The sequence below is a fragment of the Dictyobacter kobayashii genome (assembly GCF_003967555.1).
In the GTDB taxonomy this organism is placed as follows: Bacteria; Chloroflexota; Ktedonobacteria; order Ktedonobacterales; family Ktedonobacteraceae; genus Dictyobacter; species Dictyobacter kobayashii.
In genome coordinates, this window is the sequence record NZ_BIFS01000001.1 from 3,075,630 (window position 1) to 3,097,918 (window position 22,289).

General features: G+C 48.7%; 21 protein-coding genes, 1 tRNA gene and 1 pseudogene. 4 read left to right on the forward strand and 19 right to left on the reverse strand.

Annotated features, from left to right (window positions below; translation table 11 throughout):
- Positions 1 to 139 precede the first annotated feature (139 nt).
- From EL645_RS13500 to EL645_RS13530, 8 genes are all read right to left on the reverse strand, one after another.
- Positions 140 to 211: transfer RNA gene (locus tag EL645_RS13500), tRNA-Thr, on the reverse strand.
- Between the two features lie 130 nt (positions 212 to 341).
- The gene (locus EL645_RS44125) at positions 342 to 665 is read right to left on the reverse strand and encodes a tyrosine-type recombinase/integrase (RefSeq protein WP_161977353.1); all 324 of its coding nucleotides are present in this window, start codon (positions 663 to 665) and stop codon (positions 342 to 344) included.
- A complete protein-coding gene (locus EL645_RS13510) occupies positions 620 to 1,345 on the reverse strand; it encodes a tyrosine-type recombinase/integrase (RefSeq protein WP_126550811.1) in 726 nt (241 codons plus the stop codon). Before EL645_RS13510 ends, EL645_RS44125 begins: the two co-directional genes overlap by 46 nt.
- A 218-nt stretch (positions 1,346 to 1,563) precedes the next feature.
- A complete protein-coding gene (locus EL645_RS13515; protein ID WP_126550814.1) occupies positions 1,564 to 2,037 on the reverse strand; it encodes a tyrosine-type recombinase/integrase in 474 nt (157 codons plus the stop codon).
- A 692-nt stretch (positions 2,038 to 2,729) separates the two neighbouring features.
- The gene (locus EL645_RS46330; protein ID WP_503827015.1) at positions 2,730 to 3,044 is read right to left on the reverse strand and encodes an AICE-type RepA C-terminal domain-containing protein; all 315 of its coding nucleotides are present in this window, start codon (positions 3,042 to 3,044) and stop codon (positions 2,730 to 2,732) included.
- 24 nt (positions 3,045 to 3,068) lie between these two features.
- Entirely contained in the window at positions 3,069 to 3,272 is a 204-nt protein-coding gene (locus EL645_RS13520; RefSeq protein ID WP_126550817.1) for a hypothetical protein, read from the reverse strand.
- Positions 3,273 to 3,615: 343 nt separating this feature from the next.
- Positions 3,616 to 3,816, reverse strand: a complete 201-nt coding sequence (locus tag EL645_RS13525) for a hypothetical protein (RefSeq protein ID WP_126550818.1) — start codon at positions 3,814 to 3,816, stop codon at positions 3,616 to 3,618.
- A 94-nt stretch (positions 3,817 to 3,910) separates the two neighbouring features.
- On the reverse strand, positions 3,911 to 4,168 hold the full coding sequence (locus EL645_RS13530) for a hypothetical protein (protein ID WP_126550819.1): 258 nt from the start codon (positions 4,166 to 4,168) through the stop codon (positions 3,911 to 3,913).
- A 1,287-nt stretch (positions 4,169 to 5,455) separates the two neighbouring features.
- Here EL645_RS13530 and EL645_RS13535 point away from each other — a divergent pair.
- Positions 5,456 to 6,307: a helix-turn-helix domain-containing protein gene (locus EL645_RS13535; RefSeq protein WP_126550822.1), complete on the forward strand. Its 852-nt coding sequence runs from the start codon at positions 5,456 to 5,458 to the stop codon at positions 6,305 to 6,307.
- 415 nt (positions 6,308 to 6,722) lie between these two features.
- On the forward strand, positions 6,723 to 7,121 hold the full coding sequence (locus EL645_RS13540; protein WP_126550824.1) for a response regulator: 399 nt from the start codon (positions 6,723 to 6,725) through the stop codon (positions 7,119 to 7,121).
- 99 nt (positions 7,122 to 7,220) lie between these two features.
- On the opposite strand, the gene EL645_RS13545 is transcribed toward EL645_RS13540, so the two are convergent.
- The 5 genes and pseudogenes from EL645_RS13545 to EL645_RS13570 form a co-directional block, all read right to left on the reverse strand.
- Positions 7,221 to 8,087 carry a DUF2785 domain-containing protein gene (locus EL645_RS13545; RefSeq protein WP_126550827.1) on the reverse strand — a complete coding sequence of 289 codons (867 nt, stop codon included), beginning with the start codon at positions 8,085 to 8,087 and terminating at the stop codon, positions 7,221 to 7,223.
- A gap of 235 nt (positions 8,088 to 8,322) precedes the next feature.
- A pseudogene (locus tag EL645_RS45385) lies at positions 8,323 to 9,758 on the reverse strand (amidase).
- A gap of 138 nt (positions 9,759 to 9,896) precedes the next feature.
- Positions 9,897 to 11,408 carry a sensor histidine kinase gene (locus EL645_RS13560; protein WP_126550834.1) on the reverse strand — a complete coding sequence of 504 codons (1,512 nt, stop codon included), beginning with the start codon at positions 11,406 to 11,408 and terminating at the stop codon, positions 9,897 to 9,899.
- Positions 11,405 to 12,082, reverse strand: coding sequence for a response regulator transcription factor (locus tag EL645_RS13565; RefSeq protein ID WP_126550838.1), 678 nt, complete (start codon positions 12,080 to 12,082; stop codon positions 11,405 to 11,407). Before EL645_RS13565 ends, EL645_RS13560 begins: the two co-directional genes overlap by 4 nt.
- A gap of 129 nt (positions 12,083 to 12,211) precedes the next feature.
- The gene (locus EL645_RS13570; protein WP_126550841.1) at positions 12,212 to 12,973 is read right to left on the reverse strand and encodes a pentapeptide repeat-containing protein; all 762 of its coding nucleotides are present in this window, start codon (positions 12,971 to 12,973) and stop codon (positions 12,212 to 12,214) included.
- Positions 12,974 to 13,343: 370 nt separating this feature from the next.
- Here EL645_RS13570 and EL645_RS13575 point away from each other — a divergent pair, with 370 nt between their 5' ends.
- Both EL645_RS13575 and EL645_RS13580 read left to right on the forward strand, forming a co-directional pair.
- Positions 13,344 to 14,552: a serine/threonine protein kinase gene (locus EL645_RS13575; RefSeq protein ID WP_126550843.1), complete on the forward strand. Its 1,209-nt coding sequence runs from the start codon at positions 13,344 to 13,346 to the stop codon at positions 14,550 to 14,552.
- Between the two features lie 181 nt (positions 14,553 to 14,733).
- Entirely contained in the window at positions 14,734 to 15,006 is a 273-nt protein-coding gene (locus tag EL645_RS13580) for a hypothetical protein (protein WP_126550846.1), read from the forward strand.
- A gap of 108 nt (positions 15,007 to 15,114) precedes the next feature.
- On the opposite strand, the gene cydC is transcribed toward EL645_RS13580, so the two are convergent.
- The 6 genes from cydC to EL645_RS13610 form a co-directional block, all read right to left on the reverse strand.
- Positions 15,115 to 16,881 (reverse strand): thiol reductant ABC exporter subunit CydC, encoded by a 1,767-nt coding sequence (cydC, locus tag EL645_RS13585; RefSeq protein ID WP_126550849.1) that lies wholly within the window; start codon positions 16,879 to 16,881, stop codon positions 15,115 to 15,117.
- Positions 16,878 to 18,629 (reverse strand): thiol reductant ABC exporter subunit CydD, encoded by a 1,752-nt coding sequence (cydD, locus tag EL645_RS13590; protein WP_126550852.1) that lies wholly within the window; start codon positions 18,627 to 18,629, stop codon positions 16,878 to 16,880. The genes cydC and cydD overlap by 4 nt, the downstream gene beginning before the upstream one ends.
- Positions 18,630 to 18,808: 179 nt before the next feature.
- Positions 18,809 to 19,828, reverse strand: a complete 1,020-nt coding sequence (gene cydB, locus EL645_RS13595; protein ID WP_126550855.1) for a cytochrome d ubiquinol oxidase subunit II — start codon at positions 19,826 to 19,828, stop codon at positions 18,809 to 18,811.
- 13 nt (positions 19,829 to 19,841) lie between these two features.
- Positions 19,842 to 21,227: a cytochrome ubiquinol oxidase subunit I gene (locus EL645_RS13600; RefSeq protein ID WP_126550858.1), complete on the reverse strand. Its 1,386-nt coding sequence runs from the start codon at positions 21,225 to 21,227 to the stop codon at positions 19,842 to 19,844.
- A gap of 538 nt (positions 21,228 to 21,765) precedes the next feature.
- Complete coding sequence (locus tag EL645_RS13605) at positions 21,766 to 22,053, reverse strand: YbaK/EbsC family protein (protein WP_246035540.1); 288 nt, start codon at positions 22,051 to 22,053, stop codon at positions 21,766 to 21,768.
- The gene (locus EL645_RS13610; protein ID WP_126550863.1) at positions 22,053 to 22,247 is read right to left on the reverse strand and encodes a YbaK/EbsC family protein; all 195 of its coding nucleotides are present in this window, start codon (positions 22,245 to 22,247) and stop codon (positions 22,053 to 22,055) included. Before EL645_RS13610 ends, EL645_RS13605 begins: the two co-directional genes overlap by 1 nt.
- Between the last annotated feature and the right edge of the window lie 42 nt (positions 22,248 to 22,289).

A 22,289-nucleotide genomic window follows, 5' to 3' on the forward strand; every position in this document is an offset into this window, starting at 1 on the left:
TGACGATACAGGTGCCACGGATGGGGGTAAAAAAGGCAATAGCGGTTCCATCTAATAAAATTGAGTAGATGGACAGTATAAGTGTTAGGGGTGATTTTGTTGGAGTCGTCTGTGGAGTGGAAAAAAAGTAAAAAAAAAGAGCCGAAGGTCAGGATTGAACTGACGACCGACGGTTTACAAAACCGTTGCTCTACCACTGAGCTACTTCGGCTGGTGCTGTAGTCTCTCGACTACAGAAAGCAGTATACACCCTCATCCATGTGTTGTCAATACTTTTTTCTGAGCAATTTTTAACCCCTTTTCAAACTAACCGTATATCTTTAGAGCCTGTTTTACAAACATTAGTCCAGCCCTTTTTGAAGTTTCTTTTTGAATCCATTGTTCTGCTTGCCCAGGTTCAACGAGGAAACAGGTGAATGTTTAGATTGACCCTGCCTAGCCTCTCTACTCACAAAATCCTTGAGATAATTTTCTGTGACCAGGACACTACTATGACCCAGGATAAGCGACAACTTATAAACCTCACCACCGTTTTCTAAAAACATACGAGCAAAAGTATGTCTAAATGTATGAGGAGACACACGTACACCAGTTATACCAGATCGCTTTTCGACTTCCTCTAACATCTGCTCAACACCATAAATGGTAAGATTTTCGCCGAACAAATTGATAAAAAGAGTCTGGTTATTGTTATCCTCGGATGTCTATGCTTATGTATATACTTCCAGAGATATTGAGCCACATCAGAACTAAGACCTACCTCACGCTCTTTACGACCCTTGCCCAGGACTTTAATAAATGCATCGTTCATTACTTCCAGGTACACACGATCCAGTGTAAGACTACACAATTCTGATACTCTAATGCCAGTATCCAGCAATAATAAGATGATAGTATAATCTCTAAATCCTATCATGGTATGAGTATTACAAGCTTCTAACATTTGCCTGACCTGGTCAGAGCTAAATGTTTTTATCACATATTTACCGACTTTCGGATTCTCCAATTTGAGTACAGGATTTTTTGTTATAAGTTCCTCTTTTATACACCAGTTAAAGAAGCCCTTAATGACCTGCACATAGCCTTTTACTGTCAGATCACTAACTGTAGTATCATCTTTAGTTGGCTTATGTGGATTATTAGCGTTAGCCTTAGTCCCTTTCATAAGTTCAACAAACAAACGCAGGTGAGTTACTGTTACTTCATCCAGCATAGTCACCTCATACTCTTGCTGGAGAACCATACAGAAGTGTGCCAGCTTCTGACGATACCATTCGACAGTCTTATCAGAACAATTCATTTTACGACTGAGTAAATAACCCTTTACTGCATCAGTTATTTTCATGAAGTTCCTCTTTCATATCTCAAGCATTAAGGAGACGTATAAACAGCGTGACTCTAGTGGGGCGCCTTCTTATTCAGAAGGCGCCTTCCAGTGTTGCCAGCAATCGGAACAAAGCAAACGAATGCGCCATTTCCCTTGACGATCCATCCAGGCCCGAGGCTTACAATGAGCTTTCTTCTTGCAGTCATGGCAATAGGTATGAAACAAGTCCATAGTATCTAATCCTTGTGCCGGAGTGTATGTCTGAGGGAAGCAAAGGTATGGCGGAATGTATGCACAGAGAAGCCCACACCTGTGACACCTGCGCGCTTTTTGATATTGCTCACAATGTGACTGACATCACCAGGGGTCAATGGTTGATCATCGCTGTCTACAAACACATACAATGCACCATTCATGGTTGATCCATGATAGTGACTCATATAGAGCATCAGCTGCTCACTGACGGCTGGAGTTATTTCGATGTGGTGTTCCTGGTTTCCTTTTCCTACCACATGCAGAGCTGCAGCTTGAATATCACCAATGTGCAGGTTGCACAGTTCAGAAACGCGAATACCAGTCTCTAGCAAGAGGAGTATGATCGTATAGTTTCTCTGGCCTTCTCTGGTGGTAAGATCACATACTGCAAACATCCGCTCTATTTGCTCTTTTGAGAAGGTTGGAATCTTTCGGGCTACATGCTTGTTTGACATCACATGGTATCCTTTCACTACTTTTTCAAATTTCAAAGTTGCTTGAAAGCCAATTTAGTAGGGTTCTGCATATCTGAAGGAGTCCGTGTTACTAGTCCGGACTCCATCGCTTGGACAGTCTTCTTTCTGTGTTCTATTAGCCCTTTTTTGAAGATGGCTATAAAGCCTCTTAAGAAGCCTATTCAGAGGATTATTTTTGTACATAGAGGGGCACGTGTTACTAGCCCGTGCCCCATCGCTTTTGACCGTGATTGCACATGGTTCACGGCCAGGATCTGGAACATAAAGAGCGGGTTCATACGTGTATCTCCTGAATAAGAGCGTCTTTTTTCCTTCGGGGTGCTACGGAACGTTTGGAGCTATCACATCGGGCGGAGCGTGTCAAGGCACCCTACGGGCTACCCACCTTGACACGCTCCGCCCGATGTGATGATTGGATCACTGTTCCGTAGCACCCCTCAAAGGGAAAAAAAACATGTTGGGGGTGGATCTCTTTCTTGTGTTGAACATGAAGCGGACGCAAACTGTGTTTTTTTTCTAGCCCTTAGGTGTCATTTCAACCTGCAAAACCTGCGAACCGCTCTACAGGCTGATCCACGTTGCAGGTTTTGATTTTTTGAAACCTGCGGGAAACCTGCAAACCTGCGAGCCGCTCTACAGGCTGATCCACGCTAAATGCTTTCGTTTGCGCTTCAGAAGGATATAAATGGTGGGATAGCTGGAAGCTTCACTTGTGCATGGATCATAATTCGTCGTGTTCTCTGCTTTCCCTCACGACGAAAGACGATCTCTATATGTGCAGTCTCTGCCAGCGCTCTTTTACAGGACTTCAATCTGACGACCATGCTCCGCTCATTGACTGGCAACTCCGAGCGCGGCCAGGCTGTAGCATATGGGCGGATCTCCTGCAATAATTGCCCTGCTGTTCCTGACCAAGTTTGATCCTGGCGAGAGTTGAGTAAAGCGAGGACACAATTGTACACGGTAAGGATACTATTCATCTTCATGGTTGGCCCATCTGCTCCGTCTTACTATGCAACCTGGTATCTATTGCCCTGGTCAGCCTTCCACTGTAAGAGCAGCTGCAGCGTTGCCTCTGCCTCTTGAGGGGACAGGCTGACGCAATCATCAGGAAAGGTCTTCCCCCCTATGGTCAACCATCCTTCACTAACTTCAATCACATGGTGCTCTGTTTCGGTGCTCATGGTGTCGTGCGGTGGCTGAAATGCAAGCATAGTTCTTTCTCCTTCTTTCACTGTTTGGAGGTGACAACAGGATCTTCACGTCTCTGATCAGGTTTGCAGGTTTGCAGGTTTCGCAGGTTTGTTTCCCCAGCATCCAAGATGAAATTTCCAAAGGGATACCCCTTCACTGCCCTTCTCAGGCTCTTAGAGAGGGTATAGGGGTCTTTATTTTCTTCTTTTGGGGAATAGCAACCTGCAAAACCTGCAAACCTGCGTTTTTTCGTTGGAGAAAGGAAAACGATAGGGGTTGAGTGCACACACCGTTTTCCTCTTCTAAAGATCGCGCCGCAGCGCGTGCCTGATCAACCTGACCATACAAGAGAAAACGTCAGTGTTACATATCTAAAGGCCAGCCATCTGCTCCAGCCCGGCGTGCGTCTGTGCGAGGTGGCCAGGTCGTATCCTGTGGGGTAAATAGATGGGGAGGCACAACATAGGCTTTCAATTCCTTCTTTTGAGGAACCTCTTGATTGTCCGACAGTCGTGCATCTTGCGGAGTAACAGAAGTAGACGAAGAAAAAGCAATCTTTTGCATGTCTGTATCCTTTCCAGACTTGACGCCAGGCACAACCCCACGTATCCTAGAAGAGAGTACCTGACAATGTGTTAGATGACCGTTAATTGGTATCTCACAGGCCCTGGTGTGCTGTGAACGCACCAGGGTTTTCTTGTTGAGACAGACCAAACACCTCAGACAAATATCCCACCACGTAGCCCGCTCGTAGCTCCTCTGTGAAGCTAGGGTCGTACGTATCGAAAACCCCTTCGGTAAAGTTCCAGGGATTCTCACGCACGTCTTGCACAGTGGTCTGATCCACGGCTTGCCGCCCCATCAAGATACCTTTACTAAAATCTGACCTCGTTGTAGGACGAATATGCTGTGCCATATGCCGGCTCCTTTCCGTTTCGTGGACCCGCCATTTCATTTCGTGGGCGGGAAGAAGGATGAACAATGTTACGGTGATTAATCATCAGCTAGGAAAAATAAAAATGCGTTATTCGAGCTCAGACGGCCCATGACCAGCCCACGACCAGCCCACGACAAACCACGACTGGCCCACGCCTGCACAGGCAGAGTCAACGATTTAAGCGTTGTTTCAGGTGATTTAAGGTAGGGTTCTCTGTGTCTTTAGGTGTGGCGTAGGTGTGTGTTTTGCTTGTTCAGATCTGTTTCTCTGTTCTTCACACCGATTAATGATGAAGATCAGGACAAGCCAGACAACACCAGGGAAGCAGCTGGTAGGGATGTGCGTTATTCTCATCTGGTTCTCACTGGTGTCTCTGCTCTGTTTCCTGCTGTCCCAGGGGCTGGTGAGTGACCAGTGAGACATTCCATCGACCTGCTGTTTACATCAGGTCTGTCACAGGTGTGTCTACCTCCTACTTGTCATAATTTCTTCGACAAAAACGAAAAACAAAAATCGCTATTCGTACCGATAGAGCACGCTATTTCGAACGTAAAATGCGGTGCAACTCTCACATCATTCTCACACTTTTTTGTGTGAAAACAGGAAAAAAATATTGCTGACACAAAATTAATTCGGACAGATGTAGCCAGATGTCGGACAGTATTTCGAGCGTAAAATGCGCCGAAATTTCAGAGACTTTCATAGAACACTCACGTTTTTTCTGTGCAAAACACAAAAATTTTTAGAAAAAAATGAGGATGAAAAATTTAAATGTTCTGTTGGTGTACAGAAAGCGTACAGCTATTCTGAGCTCAAAAACGGGGGGTACGGTAGCCAAACGGCGGAACCGCGGCGACGAAAAACACAAAGGAAAAGTGAAACGAAATGCTACATACAGTTCTCCAGGTCTCCTGCTATACCTGGTCAATCACTAGTCCAGGTAGTACGCGCAGCCTCCGCCCCGTTCATGCCTTTTTGCCGTGCCTGGCTACTCAGGTGTGGCTCGCCAGATAGTGTATGTAGTGGCTCAATGCCTATTCAATTGTCCATGTACGACTGTGTTATTGTGTAAAATGTGAATGTGAACTTCTATAGAAGAAATATACCACGCTTATATTTGATTGTCAACATTTTTGATGTTCACATTAAAAACCGTATATCGCTAAGTAACTTTTTGAAAGTTGGTGTTTTCAACACTTCACATTTGTGGTAAAATTAAAAATAGCACATATGTCACATTTACATTATTGAGGGAGGTCTGCAATAATGCCAAAGCTTAGCGACCGCTACTATACGGGACGTGAGGCACAAAGGAAGCTCGGTATTACTGAGCCAGCACTCAGGAACCTTGTAAACCAACGGAAAATCAGGAAGGTAATCCCGCCAGGAAAGCAGTATGGTGTCTATCTAAAGGCTGAGATAGATGATTATGCAGAAAAATGGATGGCCTTTTTGACAGCCAAAGAGCCACCTAAGACCACGTTTGAAATAGCGCAGTTATCTGACATGGACATGGTTTATGATGTCGCTTTACGGGCCATTGGACCTACTATGAGTGCAGAATTGCGCCGATCCTGGCTGGGGAAGAATCCCGAAAGCTGCTATGTCGTAAAACATGATGACAAAGTGGTCGCATTCTTTCACCTCTTGCCTTTGAAGGAAGAGTGCTTAATGGACTTCATGGCAGGAAAAATAAGAGGCTGGAACATCACGGCCGACAACGTAGAGACTTATGAAGAAGGCAAACCTGTAAACTGCTTATTAATCATTGCGAGTGAGCCAGATCTTAACGACACAACAAGGATGCATTATGTGTCTAGACTTTTGAGAGGAATCAGGCAGGAGCTGGGGAAACTTGGAAGGAGAGGCGTTATATTCTCCAAATTTTATGCTACCAGCGAAACACCTACAGGTATTGCAATGTCTATTCACGCAGGTATGCAAGAGTACGGCCAGAGGCTTAATAAGAGGCTAACATTTGTTCTGGACCCGGAAACGTCAACCTCTTTCCTATTAGGCGACTACAAAGAAGGTCTAATGGAGTGGCAAAAATCTCACAAACAGAACCGTAAGAACCGTATATCACCTGCTAATGGACAAACAAAAACACCCGCCTAAAAGCAGGTGTGAAGCGTGTTATCTGTATAATTTAAGTGGTACTACAGCTTACAAAACCGTTGCTCTACCACTGAGCTACTTCGGCATGATGTGTAGTTCGCCGACTACGTTGTAGATTATACAGATAACCTTTCTGGCTGTCAAGCTTTTTTTATGGAGAATTTTGGGGTAGCTTTTTTGAGCAGATGAGATTTTTAGCTTTTTTAACTCTTACTCAATAACTGCTCTAATTAGCGTTGTTGGGCTTATGTTGTGCTCGCGCTGCCAGCTTTATCGTGCTAGAAATATTTCCTAAGTGAAATCTAATCCAAAATGGCATATTTGTCGAAACCGCATTCTTTTCCAGGCCGTGTTCTTCATTAATTGGAAGTAATTTTAGCGCTGTTTTTAATAGTGATGGTGGGGATTTAGAATTATGCAACAACTGAAAGAATCATCCCATATGGGACAACATAGATTACACAAAACGATATTAGTGGTAGAAGATGATGATAGTATTGGCTCTCTTCTGATCGATGCTCTCGCCCAGGAGACGTCTTATAATGCTGTGCTGGTGCCGGATGGCTTCGAGGCCTTGAGGGCTGTGCGCTCTCTGAAGCCGTCCCTGATAATTACTGATTATCGCTTACCACAAATGGATGGTCTGGAATTGTATGATCAGATGCATTCAATGGATGAGGTTGCCGATGTGCCAACCATTCTGATGAGCGCATATATGCCTGTCGATGAGGTGCAGAAGCGTGACCTGGTGAGCTTACATAAACCTTTTGAATTGGATGATCTACTAGATACGGTGGAGACGTTATTGAGGTAATCAAACATAATGTTATGATTTTATACTCTTCTGGTTAAAAAGGATGCCCGCAAATAGACGGACATCCTTTTTTGTATTTGTTGGATGATTGTTTTTATTTTATTCTTCTGCTGTCTTCTTCTCGAGGTAGACTTCGTCTTGTTTATAGAGTGTGGACGAGATGCGCTCTGTGACCAGCGGAGCCATATTATCCCAATGCAGTAAAAAGTAGAGGCTGCGTAAAACATTTTTGGCGTTGGTGATACGGGTCCAGGATACTACATCTAGTTCACGAGAAGTTGAGCACATGTCGATCCAGTTGTCGATGAAATCCTCATCAACCTGACGCCCAATGATGATGTGGTAGGCAATTTTAGCCAGGCGAATATCTTCTTCATGATAAAGGGGTTTGCCCAGGGTAGCTAGTTCACTGACCTGGACCAGGATTTCCTGGCGGTCTCTGGCTGACATGTGGGGATGTTGAGCGCATTCATCCAGCGCGTCTGCCAGGTGAGCCATCGCATGTGCCCATCCTTTACCTTCGATATAGCCACGCCAATCTTTCTCTTCCTGGGCATAATGAAAGAGTTTTTCTTTGACATTGATGATCGTCGAGGGTGGAAAATGGGGATCAGGCGAGTCGTTAAAGAGAATTGAGGCGATGATGAGACTGGAAAAGCTGCGCATAAAGACCGAGTCTGTCCCTGTTTCTCCGATCCTATAGAAGAGGTGATCTCGATCAAGGGTAATTGAAAGGAGCTCTTCTAATTGCTGCTGCGTTAATTTTTGCTGATTGATGATGCCGCCTGCTAGAATGATGGAGCTCAGATCGTCTCGTAATTCTGCATCCGGGGAGGCGAGATTGGCTAAAAGGGCTTGCGCAAAGGCAAAGGGCTCGATTCCGTCAGGTAATTTGTAATTGTTAGCGGCAATTTCCTGTAAGAAATCTTTTTTGCTAGCTTGTATTTTTAGATCTTGATCTTGCATGAAGGCTCCTTATTAATACCATGTTTCACATTACATACGAGATACAAGAGGTAGATGGTGACAGTATTGATAATATTTGCGTATTTGTGGGGCAAGGATCTCTAGCCGGTTTGATTTTTCGATTGGCGCTCAAGAAATATACTTGTGTGGTGCAAAAAGTATATTTCTTGAGCGCGCCAGCGCATGTCCACTCAAGAGTGGCACGCTTCCCATGATGATGGGAGTAAGACACACCTTATATATCTTTATTAATGGCGGAAGGAAGTTGACGCTGGTGCCAATCGGTCATTTGTTGATAGGCATTAACGATACGGAGTACCGTAGCTTCTTCGAATGGTCTGCCTACTACCTGGAGGCCGATAGGTAGTCCCGCGGCGCTAAAACCAGCTGGGAAGGCAACGGTAGGTAGTCCAGCCAGGCTAAAGGGCATCGTGATACGCAGGTAAGCGGTGGTGGCGTCTTCGCTCTGCCCATCGATCTCAATTGTTTTTCCGGCTAGTTCCAGTGGAATGGCTGGTGTGGGAATGGTTGGTAGCACCAGGGCATCTACGCGTTGCATCAAGCTACGCAGACTGCTGGCGAATATACGGCGTTCTTGCTGGGCATTTAGATAGGCCACAGCTGGAATACGTTCGCCTTCCTGTAATCGGGTGCGCACCAGCTCACTATAGAGTTCACTATGGGCTGGATACCAGCCTTTCTGAGTGTGGGCCAGGGTGGCCTCAGGTTTTTGGATGGTGCGATAGAGATCCATGGTTGGCCGTGGTAGTTCGACATCGAGTATCTCTACGCCTTCTTCTTCCAGGACGCGGCAGGCAGCCTTCCAGGCGAGGCGAACCTCTGGATCAATAGGATCTACAAAAGCATCCTGGGGATGCCCAGGCGTAGACCCTGCAGTGAGAGTGGTCCCCGGCCCTCGGCACCTTCAATCAGGGTGGCGGCGGGACGACTGGGGGGACCAGATACACTATTGGGATCACGGGGATCGTATCTGGCGATGGCGTCGAATAGGATGGCGCAATCTTCGGCGCTGCGTCCCAGTGGGCCAACGTGATCGAGCGACCAGCTAAGTGGTATCACGCCATAACAGCTGACGCGGCCATAGGTTGGCTTGAGTCCGGTAATACCACAACAGGCAGCCGGAATACGAATTGAGCCGCCGGTATCTGTGCCAATGGCTCCCAGGGTCATACCTGCGGCCACGGCGGCTGCTGAGCCGCCGCTGGATCCGCCTGTCGTACGCGTGTGATCCCAGGGATTGCGCGTTGGGGGCGCGTAAGGGCCATAGGCAAATTCGAAGGTATTGGTCTTGCCAATAATGATGGCACCAGCCTTACGCAATTGCTCGATGACCATGGCATCTTCTGCCGAGATATTGTTAGCCAGTACTTTCGAGCTGGCGGTCGTAGGGAAACCCTTGACGGCGATTAAATCTTTGATCGCAATGGGAATACCATGTAGAGGACTGCGATAGAGGCCAGTGCGTTGCTCACGCTCGGCCTGCTCAGCGTCCTGCAGTGCCTGCTCACGTATAACGTTCACGAAAGCCTGGATCTCTCCATCAGCTTCGTCAATCTGCTCTAATGTCTCTAAGACCAGTTCTGTGGGTGTAATAATCCCCGCATGAATCTCGTCTGCAGCTTCACGTATGGATGTATAAGGCATTAGCATCTACTCTCTTTTGAATCGTTGTGTTATGTGATTGAGATAGCTATAGATCATCTGGCAAAGGCGGAAATCTTATAAGCTCTATTGTATCAGGCTGTAAACTTCTTTATATCACACACAACGAATAGATTGAAATGCTGCTTATTTTCTGACTTTCTCGCGCCCCCCGACCAGTACACTTTCTTTGACCGGGGCTTCAACGGCGAGTGGGAGGGTAACTATGAACGTACTACCCTGACCCGGCTGGCTCTCGACTCGAATGTTTCCCTGGTGGGCCTGGACGGTCCAATCTACAATCGCCAGCCCGAGTCCACTACTGCCACCGGCATCGCGGACACGAGCCGGATCAACGCGGTAAAAACGCTCAAATATGTGGGGCAGATGTTCCTGGTCGATGCCGATACCTGTATCCTGGATGGATATAATTGCCTCTTTTGCCGTACTCGTCACACTCAAAGTAACTGAGCCTCCGGCGTTGCTATAGATGATGGCGTTATCAAGCAGGTTCATCACCATCTGAATCAGCCGCGTCTCATCTCCCATCACTGTGGTAGGCTGCAGTTGGGCGCGGTAAATGGTCACATGATGATCTTCCGCGATGGTATCGGCGTTGGCGGCCACCACATCTGCCAGTAGATCGAGCCGTACCGGTTCGCGTTCCAATCTGGTTTTCCCCTCATCGCCACGAGCCAGGGCCAGCAGATCATTGATCAGGCGGCCAAGCCGTTCGGCCTCTGCGTTCACATTACGCAACACGGATATATATTCTTCCTGGGTAGTCGCATGGAGCAGGGCTACATCGGTAGTACTGCGAATAACTGCCACCGGGGTCCGTAATTCGTGTGAGGCATCGGCCACAAAACGACGCTGGCGTGAGAAGACCGTATCCAGACTTTCAATCATTTCATTCAAGGTAACGGCCAGAAAATGCACTTCGTCGCGGGCGGCCGGTACCGGCACACGTTGCTGAAGATCACCCTCTTTAATCGAGCGCGCGGTGCGAATCAAATTGTGGATAGGCGCAAAGGCGCGCGAGGCTAGCCAGTAACTGCCGAGGGCACTGAAAAGTAGCACCACTATGCCCATAATTAACAATTCTTCGGCCACATGGTGGAGCATATCCTGTAGTTCACCGGTAAATTGCCCTACCTGTACGATAGCAATTAATTTACCATCTTTATTAATGGTGCGGCTATAGATACGAGCATTCTGTTGACCATCTATAGTGGTCACGGTCGCCTGCCAGGGTTGTCCCTCAAGCGTCTGAGTGATGCTGCTGGAGGGCACGCGTAGTAAGCGAAAGGCGGGGGTCGTGCGGAACGGCTTGCCATTTGCATCCAGGAGGCGGACCAGAATATCGTCATTCACATCGGACGATGTGACGGCGCGGTTAGTGGCTTCCTGGTCAAATCCGGGCAGCTCGCCAACCGACTCATGCATCTGGATGGTGCCATTTTCCATATAGATCTCGCCGGCAATCTGTTCAGCGCGGCTCTGCAGGGCACCGTCCAGGCTGCCCGCTAGCGAGGTCTGTAAATGCTTATAGAGGAACGCGCTGGCGACAAATAGAAGAATCGCAAAGACACATGTGAACCAGAGTGTTAATTGCAGACGAATACCTAATGGCCATAAAGGTTTTTGAAATAGTTTCATTGTGTTGGCTCCTTTAATTGATAGCCAGAGCCACGAACAGTATGGATGACATCTGGTTCACCATCAGCACACAATTTGGTGCGTAGATAACGAATATACACATCGATCACATTAGAGAGATGTTCGGCATCATAATCCCAGACATGTTCAGCGATCATATCGCGGCTGAGCACATGATGGGGATGGCGCATAAGGAAATCCAGGAGCGCATATTCTTTACTGGATAGGGTTAGTGTGCGCTCGCCACGTCGGACCTCGTGGGTGCGTGTATCCAGGGCGATATCCATGAAGCGCAGGATGGGCGATTGGGGGGCCTGGTCGCGGCGCAAGAGGGCGCGTACACGAGCCTCAAGCTCTTGAAAGGCAAATGGTTTCGTCAGATAATCATCCGCGCCCATATCCAATCCTTTGATGCGCTGATCCACCTTATTTAACGCGGTGAGGAAGAGGATCGGAGCTGTTTGCTGATGTTCACGTAGTTGTTGGCAGACCTCCCAGCCGTTGAGGCCAGGTAATAATACATCCAGGACAATCAGGTTATAGGAGAACTTAAAAGCCCGTGCCAGTGCTTCTGGCCCTGTGGCTACCAGGTCAACATCATAATGATTATTTTCTAAGCCTCTTTTGAGATCCGGTCCCAAGGTAGGATGATCTTCGACAACTAAGATATGCACGCAACACTCCTTCATAGAGTTACGGTTTTGATCCCTTTGCTTTCAAATGTGATCTTTGACACAGTACCTATTAATTTAGCAGAGAAAAATGAATTAAAGATGAAGTTTTTGTCCGTTTTAAAAATTGGCTTAACGATGAACCGTGCCATCGGGCATGGTGGCCCCTTTCAGGGAGCGAACTTTTGCTAACTGATCTGTGGTAAGTCCACGGGCGTCGCGTAAGTTGGCTCCGGCCAGGTTGGCTCCAGTTAAATTGGTATTGTGCATATCGCTGGCATGCAAATCGGCTCCACTCATATTAGCGCCCGAGAGGTTGGTAAATATTAGAATCGTGTCGTTGAGGGTCGCACCATGCAGGTCTGCCCCACTCATATTAGCTCCCACCAGGTAGGTATCACGGAGATCGATCATGCTCATATGCGCATTGCTGATATCAACATCTTGTAGATTGAGTACTACACTATCATTACTAACGAGTTTTGTTTGATAAATAAAACGCATTAATTCGGCCTTGCACTCCGGGTCCAGGCGGCTGAAGGCATCCCGGGTCAGGGCATCGGCGGCTATCTTGGCGGGATCAGATTGTTTACGTTTAGTCAGCAATTGATCATGTACTAGCATATCAGATATCTTGTTAAGGTAGTTTTGTAAGATTGTTTGATTTTGTTGGGTGCGGGCCAGTTGAATTTGTGTATTTTGAGCTTGTAAACTAAGTGTACGAGCGTTTAGAGCCTGGAATAGATTAGTTAGCACGAACCCTGCTAGAAGCAAGATTATGACCAGTGGAATCAATAATCTATTCCAGGGTGAAGAGCCTTTCAGATGCCCTCTCTCAGGTGTCTGAGGTGGTTCTGAAGGCTGCTGGATATCCTTGGTGGTCATATCTTCCATAATGGTGATCCTTTAATCCTGGCAAAGAGTAAAAAATGCTGGATGCTGATAGTTATTTATATATCATACGTCACGCATTGCCACTCTGTGAAGCAAGAAAGGTAAAGCGACTATTGTTATTACTGTTATCTATTTATAGCGTTCCCCTCATATAGTAGTAGATGCCCTTTATTCACGCATATAGTATTGCTCCAAAAGTACTAATAGCGGTCCAAAATTGGTCTGTGGTATCGCCTATCTTATAGGCTGCTGTAGAATGAGAAGTTGCTTGTGCTTGAATGTCATGTTACTATTTAAAGTGAACTACTCTGCATGTTTTTTGGGATAAAGTGAAGGTGAGTTATACTCGATCATAGAGGGAGTGGATGGAATGGGGCCAGGTGAAATGGTCGGTCAAAGTTTAGGACATTATCGGATTATCAGGTTGATTGGCCGAGGAGGTATGGCAACCGTTTTCCTGGCCAGAGATACCTATTTAAACCGTGAGGTCGCGCTGAAGGTTTTTAAGCCGCGTGAGGATGGGCAGGATACCTTTTTACGCCGCTTTGAACGTGAAGCGCAGATTGTAGCTCAACTGGAGCACCCTAATATTTTAACGGTTTATGAGTATGGTCGCTACAATGGTATGGTGTACTTTGCTATGCCATATTTGTCTTTAGGTTCTTTGCGCAACTATCTGCAACAGCAGCAGCAGCTCTCACCGCGCGATGCCCTCAATCTACTTACGCCTATCCTACGTGCCTTACAGTATGCCCATGATCGTGGGTTGATCCATCGCGATATCAAACCAGACAATCTGCTATTTAAGGCGGATCAATCGCTGGTCCTCTCGGATTTTGGGTTAGTAAAGGTACTGACGGATGAAGGAGAAGGGGAGAGGGATGCGTTATCCGGTTTTGCCACCCACACCAATAGCATTATGGGTACCCCCCAATATATGTCCCCTGAACAAATTCAAGGTAAAGCGGTTCCCGCGAGCGATATCTATAGCATAGGTGTCGTACTATATGAGCTCTTGACCGGGCATGTGCCATTTATCGCCGATACGGCTATCCGTGTTTTGACGATGCATCTCTATGAGCAGCCCCGCTCGCTATGTGAGCTTAATCCTCAACTCCCTGAGGCCTTAGAAGCGGTCGTGTTGCGAGCCCTGGCAAAAGATGCAGAGCAGCGCTATCAACGGCCGATCGACTTTCTCTATGCCTTAATGCGGGTGGTAATTGGTGACGATGTCAATAACGCGTTGCCCTTGCCTACCAATCGAAATCCTTTATCAATTCAGTTTGCCGATGATAATGTCTGGTCCCTTGTTCCTTCAGCGGGAAATGAAGCTGAGAAGGATAAGTCCAATGCACCGGCATATAATGCCATGCTGCGAGCCCCGGCCCCCTCACCTCAACTAAAGCATTCTCAGTTAAGCACCGCTGTTTTACCGGCGACCATTGCTCGCTATGCTGCCAGCCAGCAGAGGGGAGCCCATACATCTTCGCGAATTTTTCCCGTCATTATATTTTTAATTTTACTGGCGGCGGTGCTGCTAGGTATCCTGTGGATCTGGCCGTGGTTGATAGGGGGATAAGCAACCGCGAAGCATACAAAAAGGGCTATCTCGCGAAAAGCATTATCGAATTTTAGCTGTTTATATGGTATTATGCAAATATATTCATGCCAGGAACTAAATTGTAGTCGTTGTGATGTTTCTACCGTACATCACGTCTGTCTACTACTGAACGAATAGTTACCTATGCTGGAGGCATTTGATGGAGGACCGACCTGTCAAGCAGATTCTTGCTGAGATCCACCAACAACTTAAGCCGTTGTCGGAACTGGCGGCATCAATCATTACTCAGGCAGAGTTGCAAGCGTACACTGAAGATCTGTATAACCAATTAATAGAGGTTGCCTACGATGGCATCGCTTTTGTGACAAGTCTGGAGGTTGGCCAGGTGATTACGCAAGAAGAGATAGATGAACGCGATAAATTGGTCGCGCGCGCCCAACGTTTGATTCTTGATGCTCCGAATGCTAAGTAATTATCTATCTATTTTATTTATATTCTTTCTTCTCTGATGCAAAGATTCGTACATCGCACTTTTTGCATCAGAGAAGAAACACTCCTTGAGCGCCGAAGGTGCGTAAACTCAGGCCGAAGCGATGGTTTTTGAGCGCTGCTGTTGCCACATGCGCCAGTAGAGCCCTTCGTTTTGCAATAGCGAGGTATGGGTGCCGCGCTCGACGATCTGACCATGCTGTAGTACCAGGATCTCATCGGCCATCTCCATCTCGGCCAGGCGATGGGTTACCATAATGGTTGTGCGCTGTTGACGCAATATTTTAAGCGCATCCAGCACCGCTCGCTCGGTAATTGCATCCAGGTTTACCGTTGGTTCATCCAGCAGTAAGATAGGGGAGTCTTTGAGGAAGGCCCGCGCGATGGCGACGCGTTGCCGTTCACCGCCGCTCAGGCGTAGCCCTTGCTCTCCAACCTGGGTGTCATAACCATCTGGCAGACTCTGCACAAAATCATGCAGCTGGGCCTGTTTAGAGGCCTCGATAAGTTCTTCCTCGCTGGCTCCCTTGCGCGCAAGCAGTAGATTTTCACGGATAGTTGTATTAAACAGGTGCGTATCCTGTTCCACCACACTCACCATTTTATAGAGATCATCCTGTTGATAATCCTGTAACGGAGAGCCGCCAAGTGTAATCTTGCCTTCCTGGTAGTCCCAGAAGCGTAAGAGTAGATGGGCCAGTGTCGATTTGCCAGAGCCGCTGGGGCCAACCATCATCAAGCATTTTCCCTGAGGTAGCGTAAAGTTAACATCCTGCAATACATATGGCTCGCTGGCGGCATAGCGGAAATTCAAGTGCTCAACCTGAAGCGCTTGATCAGCCGGCGTAGGCGAGGGCTGACTGGGATTCTTGATCGCTGGTTTGGCGTCCACGACTTCGAACAGGCGGCGGGCCGCTTCTAGACTGCCACCTAACTGCTGGAAGGATGCCGCCAGAGGCATAACCCCTTCAAAGCTGGCCAGGGCACCCAGTACCAGGACCGCCAGGAACACGCCATTTAGCTCACCCCGGTAGACATAGGGGATGGCTACCAGCAGCATGGTCCAGGCCGTCAGGTTCATCAGCAGGTTGGTAAAGGTGCCCTGCATGCCACTGACATAGGCTGAGGTCATCTGCAACTTCTGCATCTTCTTGTTCAGGGTCTGGATATATCGTGCCTGGCGCTCTTCCTGACCAAAGGCGACCAGGTCGGCGATGCCCTGTACACTATCGACCAGGTGTGACTCCAGTTCGGCCTGGGTACTGATCATTTCACGGCTGACACGCCGGCCTAATAGATGGGCCAACCAGGGAACACCAATGCCAGAGATGATGTAGAAGGCGATAAAGATCAGGCCAAAGACCACCCCGAAGAAGCCAAAGAAGATCCACATGAGGATACCGATGATCAGTGCAACCAGCGGGGGGGCCAGGACGCGGATATAGAAATTTTGAAGTGTATCAATGTCAGAGACCGCACGACGCAAGAGATCTCCACTGCGCAACTCTTGCTGCTGACCATCTTTTTGTTCCAGCAGGCGCGCTGGCATCAATGGTTCCAGGGCGCTGTAAAACCAGACGCGTAGCCTGGCGAGCAACCGAAAGGTCGCGCGGTGCGACACCAGGCGTTCCAGATAACGGAATGTACCACGGGCAATGCCGAAGAAGCGTACCCCGACAATGGCTACATTCAAGGCTGCCACCGAAGGATGCAGGGCGGCTGCTGAAATAAGATAAGCCGAGGTTGTGAGCAGGCCGATGCCGCTGAGCACTGTACATGAACCAAGCAGGGCGGCCAGTAACATCCAATTTCTAATCGGCCAGGCCAATTGTAACAGACGCCTTAGGGTGGTGTTCATACCATCGCCTCCTCTTCTTCATACGCCTTGATCAGTTCCTGGTAAGCAGGCGATTGGGCGAGTAACTCCTGATGTGTTCCACTACCAATGACCTGACCATCCTGCAGGACAACAATGCGGTCCGCGCTACTGATGGTATGCAGCCGATGAGCAATGATCAAGACAAAATGCTCGGGGGCGACGCGGTCAATGCTTTCCAGTACTCTGGCCTCGCTCTCTGCATCCAGGGTCGAGGTGGCCTCATCGAGCAGCAGAATAGGACTTTGCTTGAGCAGGGCGCGTGCCAGGCTCAGACGCTGTAGTTGTCCACCACTCAAACGGGTGCCGCGCTCACCGATCCGCGTCTCATAACCTTGCGGAAGCGTCTGTATAAAATCATGCAGATTCGCCATGAGGGCCGCTTCAATGACCTCTTCCATACTGGCCTCGGGCCGGCCCAGGCGGATATTATCGGCGATCGTCGTATTAAACAGGTAGGGGCGCTGTGGCTGCCAGGCTACCAGCTTTCGCCATTCGGCAGCTGTGAAGCTGCGGATATCCTTGCCGTCAGCCTGGATACTGCCCTGATCGGGTTCAATGAAGCGTAGTAGCAGATTGACCAGTGTACTCTTGCCCGCGCCACTCTTACCCACCAGGGCGACTTTCTGGCCGCGCTCGATAGCAAAGGAGACGCCGCGCAGGGCCTCCTGGCGTTGTCCGTCCGCTGTTGGATACGCAAAGTGTATCCCGTCGATAGATAGTCTTTGCTCAATTTTCGCTGGCGTGGTAGATAAGGCGGCCGGCTTCTCATTTTTCACGGGCACCTCTAGAATATCAAAGATACGCTGAGCACCTGCCGAGCTATTCATGCTGGCGTGAAACTGAGTACCTAGATTGCGCAAGGGCTGGTAAAACTCGGGTGTGAGCAGGAGCACAAAGAAGGCTTGCTCAAAAGGAATATTGCCGTAGAGCAGGCGCAGCCCAATCTCAACAGCGATAATCGCATTACTGATGGTTGATCCCAGCTCCATCACAAAAGAGGATAAAAAGGCCACTCGCAACACTGCCATGGTGGTATCTCCATAGCGATCGCTCATGCGGCGAATCGTCTCTTGTTGGATCTTATTGCGCCCGAAGAGTTTAAGCGTCGTCATACCTTGCAAGACATCCAGAAAGTGCGCACTCAGATGGCTCATCTGGCGCCAGCGACTCTCAGTCATGGCGTTTGCTTGCAGGCCGATCAGGATCATAAATACGGGCAGGATCGGCCAGGTCACCAGCAGTACGACGCCGGAGAGTACATCGGTCGAGAAGACCATAATCAGGATGGCCACCGGAATAATAATGGTCGCGCATACCTGCGGAAAGAACAGGTTGAAGTAGGCATCCAGCGACTCAACTGCTTCCGTCGTGGTATTGGCAATCTCCCCGCTACGTTCGCCTCGCACATACATTGGTCCTAATTTGAGCAGATGGTTAAAGAGGCGCAGGCGCAGATCGCTTTTGACTTTTCCCGAGACTGTGTTGGTCGCGATATCGTTTCCCCAGATGACCGCCGCTCTACCCAACAGAACTACGAGCAAGATGAGCAGGGCGCTGGTCACCTGAGTCAGGCTTTGTTTATTTAAGAAGACTGCATTGATGATAGAGGCAATATAGTGTGATTGTAGGATAATAAAAATGGCGGTAAGTAAACTGAGCGCACCCACAATTACCACATAAATGCGCATCGTTTTGACATATTGTAGCAGGCGTTTATTAATCTTCATGAGCACCGCTCCTGATCGCGTTGACAAGCTGTTGCGGCTAGCTTTGTTTCAGATCCTTCTGAACTTTTTCTGATGGTATTCCACGCATTGGCTATGCGGTAGGGCAAGCGTGGCGCATACTCTGTATCCCTGACTGATGAACGTCAATCCATTATATCAGGGTACAGGATGCTTTGATATTAGTAGTGGCCGATTTTGTGTGGTTGGATACGCTGTTTGAAGACCCAGTAGTTCCAGCCCTGATAGAGCAATACAATCGGCACAATGGTAAGTCCCAGCCAGCTCATCACTGTAAGGGTATATGGACTGGACGAAGCATTGCGGATCGTCAGTGTCCAGGCTGGATTGAGGCTAGAGATCATGATATTGGGGAAGCTCCCAAAGCCAATGGTCAGGGCGGCCAGCACAATAGTTACTGTGGTCATGATAAAGGCCCAGCCACTATGGTGTCGCTTCATGAGCAATGGGATAGAGACTAGAGCGGCCAGCATGGCGTATCCCAGTGGCATCATCTTTGCATCCAGCAGCAGGCGGTGGAAGACCGCTGAGTTGCTAAAGCCGTAAGCGACAAAGAGCAGGAACAGTACCACTGTTGGCAACCAGAGGCGCTGGGCGGCCTGTTCGGCCCGTGCCATCAAAGGACCCTCAACGCGCAGGCTCAGGAAGATCGCCCCATGGAGTGCGAAGAGCACGACCACGACGAGGCCACAGAGCAAGGCGAAGGGATTGAATGGCGTGAGCAGCGTGCCCACATAATTCATTTTAGCGTCGATTGGCACGCCATGGATCAGGTTCGCTACAATCACACCCCATAAGAAGCCAGGGAGCAGGCTACCGATAAAGAACATACTATCCCACAGTTTGCGCCAGCGTGGGCTCTCCTGCATGCTGCGGAACTCAATGGCCGCGCCGCGGAAGATCAGGGCCAGCAAGACCAGGAACATCTCCAGGTAGAAGCCGCTGAACATGGTGGCATACCAGTTGGGAAAGGCAGCGAAGATGGCTCCGCCAGCCGCGATTAACCAGACCTCATTGCCGTCCCAGAACGGGCCGATCGAGTTGATAATCATACGTCGCTGGGTATCGTTCTTGCCCAGGAATGGCAAGAGGATACCGACACCATAGTCAAATCCTTCCAGTACAAAGAAGCCTGTGAAGAGGATCATAATCAGAACAATCCAGAGTATTTGTAGGTCCATAGTTTCCCTCTTCTTAGTAAGCTGTAACCAGCTCTTCTTCTTTACTCTCTACATGTGTCTCTACGGCTTCGACACCCTGACGTGCTACTTTGAGCATTAATAGACCATCGATGACGGCCAGCACACCATAGACTGCGATGAATGCGATCAACGAGAAGAGGATCACACCTGTGCTGACTGAAGGTGAAACACCGTCAGCGGTCTTTAACAGACCATTGACCAGCCAGGGTTGGCGACCAATCTCAGCGAGCACCCAGCCAAAGGTATTGGCGATATATGGGAGCGCAATGCCCGCGACCAGTATCCACAGGAACCAGCTCATCTGCTCCAGGCGCTTCTTCCACATCAAGAAGAGGCCAGCCATTGACAGCAGGGCCATCACAGCGCCCGCGCCCAGCATCAGGCGGAAGCTCCAGTACGTTACCACTACCGGAGGAACATAGTTGCCAGGACCGTACTCTTTGACATACTGGGCTTGCAGCTCTTTAATACCTTTTACCTCGCCGGTCAGGTTGTTATAGGATAGGAAGCTCAAGGCATAAGGGACTTTGATCGCGAAAACATCTTTCATATTCTTAGGATCACCAATGGTGAACAGGGAGAAAGAGGCCGGGCTCTCGCTATCCCAGAGTGCTTCAGCGGCGGCCATCTTCATTGGCTGCTGCTGTACCACATGCTGACCACCCAGGTGGCCCGCTACTGAGACCGCGATACTACCTACGAGGGCGACGATCAGACCAATGCGCATTGAGCGCTGGAAGAAATCATGGTCCGCCGATTTTTTGATGAAGTGATAGGCACTGATACCAACTACAAAGAAAGCACCAGTCGTGATTGCTCCGAAGAAGACGTGGGGGAACTGCTCCCACAGGGTTGGATTGGTTAACAGGGCAAAGAAGTTAGTCATCTCTGCGCGGCCATTGTGGATGGCATAGCCAACCGGCTGCTGCATAAATGCATTGGCGATAATAATCCAGAAGGCAGAGAGGTTAGAGGCCAGCACTACCAGCCAGATCGCCAGCAGGTGTACCTTTTTCGAAAGTTTCTCCCAGCCGAAGATCCAGACGCCCAGAAAGGTCGATTCCAGGAAGAAGGCCAGCAGCGCCTCAATCGCCAGCGGAGCCCCAAAGACATCGCCAATGAAGCGCGAGTAAGTCGACCAGTTCATTCCAAATTGAAATTCCTGTACAATACCGGTCACTACTCCAAGCGCAAAGTTGATAAGAAACAGTTTGCCCCAGAACTGGGCCATGCGTTTGTATGTTTCATTTCCTGTGCGTACATATTGCGTTTCCATCAGGGCGATAATCAAGGACAAGCCCATTGTCAGTGGCACAAAGAGGAAATGATAGATAATCGTACTGCCAAATTGTAAGCGTGAGAGTGTTAATGCATCCACAGATGCTCTCCTTATTGTCTATCGTAACGTTGTTATGTTCGTGGATCTATCTGCAAGAGTCCAATTCGCTTCGTTGCTTTTTTCTTTTTGTTTGTTCATGCATAGTATGACATTGGCGGGGGCCTCTAGACATCAGAACTTTACCCGATTACTGACCTGATTATTGTCGCCCGTTTCGAAAAGATTTTGGTGCATAACATGTTTGAGGAGTTTTATCTATCAGATTTCATCGCATCCCTGGACGCTCTTTTGCAATGGTAGCAAGCAATTTAAATGACAACAAGGAGCAAATGGCAGAAATAAAGCATATTTTTAGCTGACTCAAGGCGCATAAGGAGCGCATCCATAGCACCTTAGTGTATTTGGTACGATAACCTGAGACCCTATAAGTGTATACTATACACTCAGGTGTGCGGTAAGGTAATCGACCTACAGGCAGAGGTTGTTCGAGCGCGAGGCCCGCCCTATGGGCATCGTATGTCGCGTTTCATTTAAAGATCAAAATCAAACAAAAAAACGAATTATCGAGGGGTCGCACCTACGAGGGGCGCACGGATGTGGCGGAGGTGAGCTTTATGATATCATCGACCTTTAGCTGAAGGTTGACACCGCGCTGGCCGGCGCTAATGGCGATTTCGTCAAATTGGGAGGCGCTCCCGTCGATATATACGTCGAAGGGACGGTTGAGCAGGGCGAGGGCCGAAATGCCGCCAACTTTGAGGCCGGTCAATTTCTCCGCTTGATCGTGACCAGCCATGTGTACCGCTTTGGACCCGATCTCATGGGCGAAGTGGCGTAGATTGAGCTCCTGGTTGGCCGGTACCATTACCAACAGTGGATGGGCATTGGGGCGTCTTCACGCAATACCACCAGGGTTTTAAAAACCTGGGAGGCCGGCAGACCGATCCGGGTTGCTACCTCTTCGGCGTTATGGATGGTATCGGGAAAGAGGTGGACTGTATATGGGATTTTTTGTGCATCCAATACGCGCATTGCCTGCGTACGTACTTTTTTTGCCATACAAGCTATCCTTTATCTGTGTCTGGTAGAGATATCTAGCGA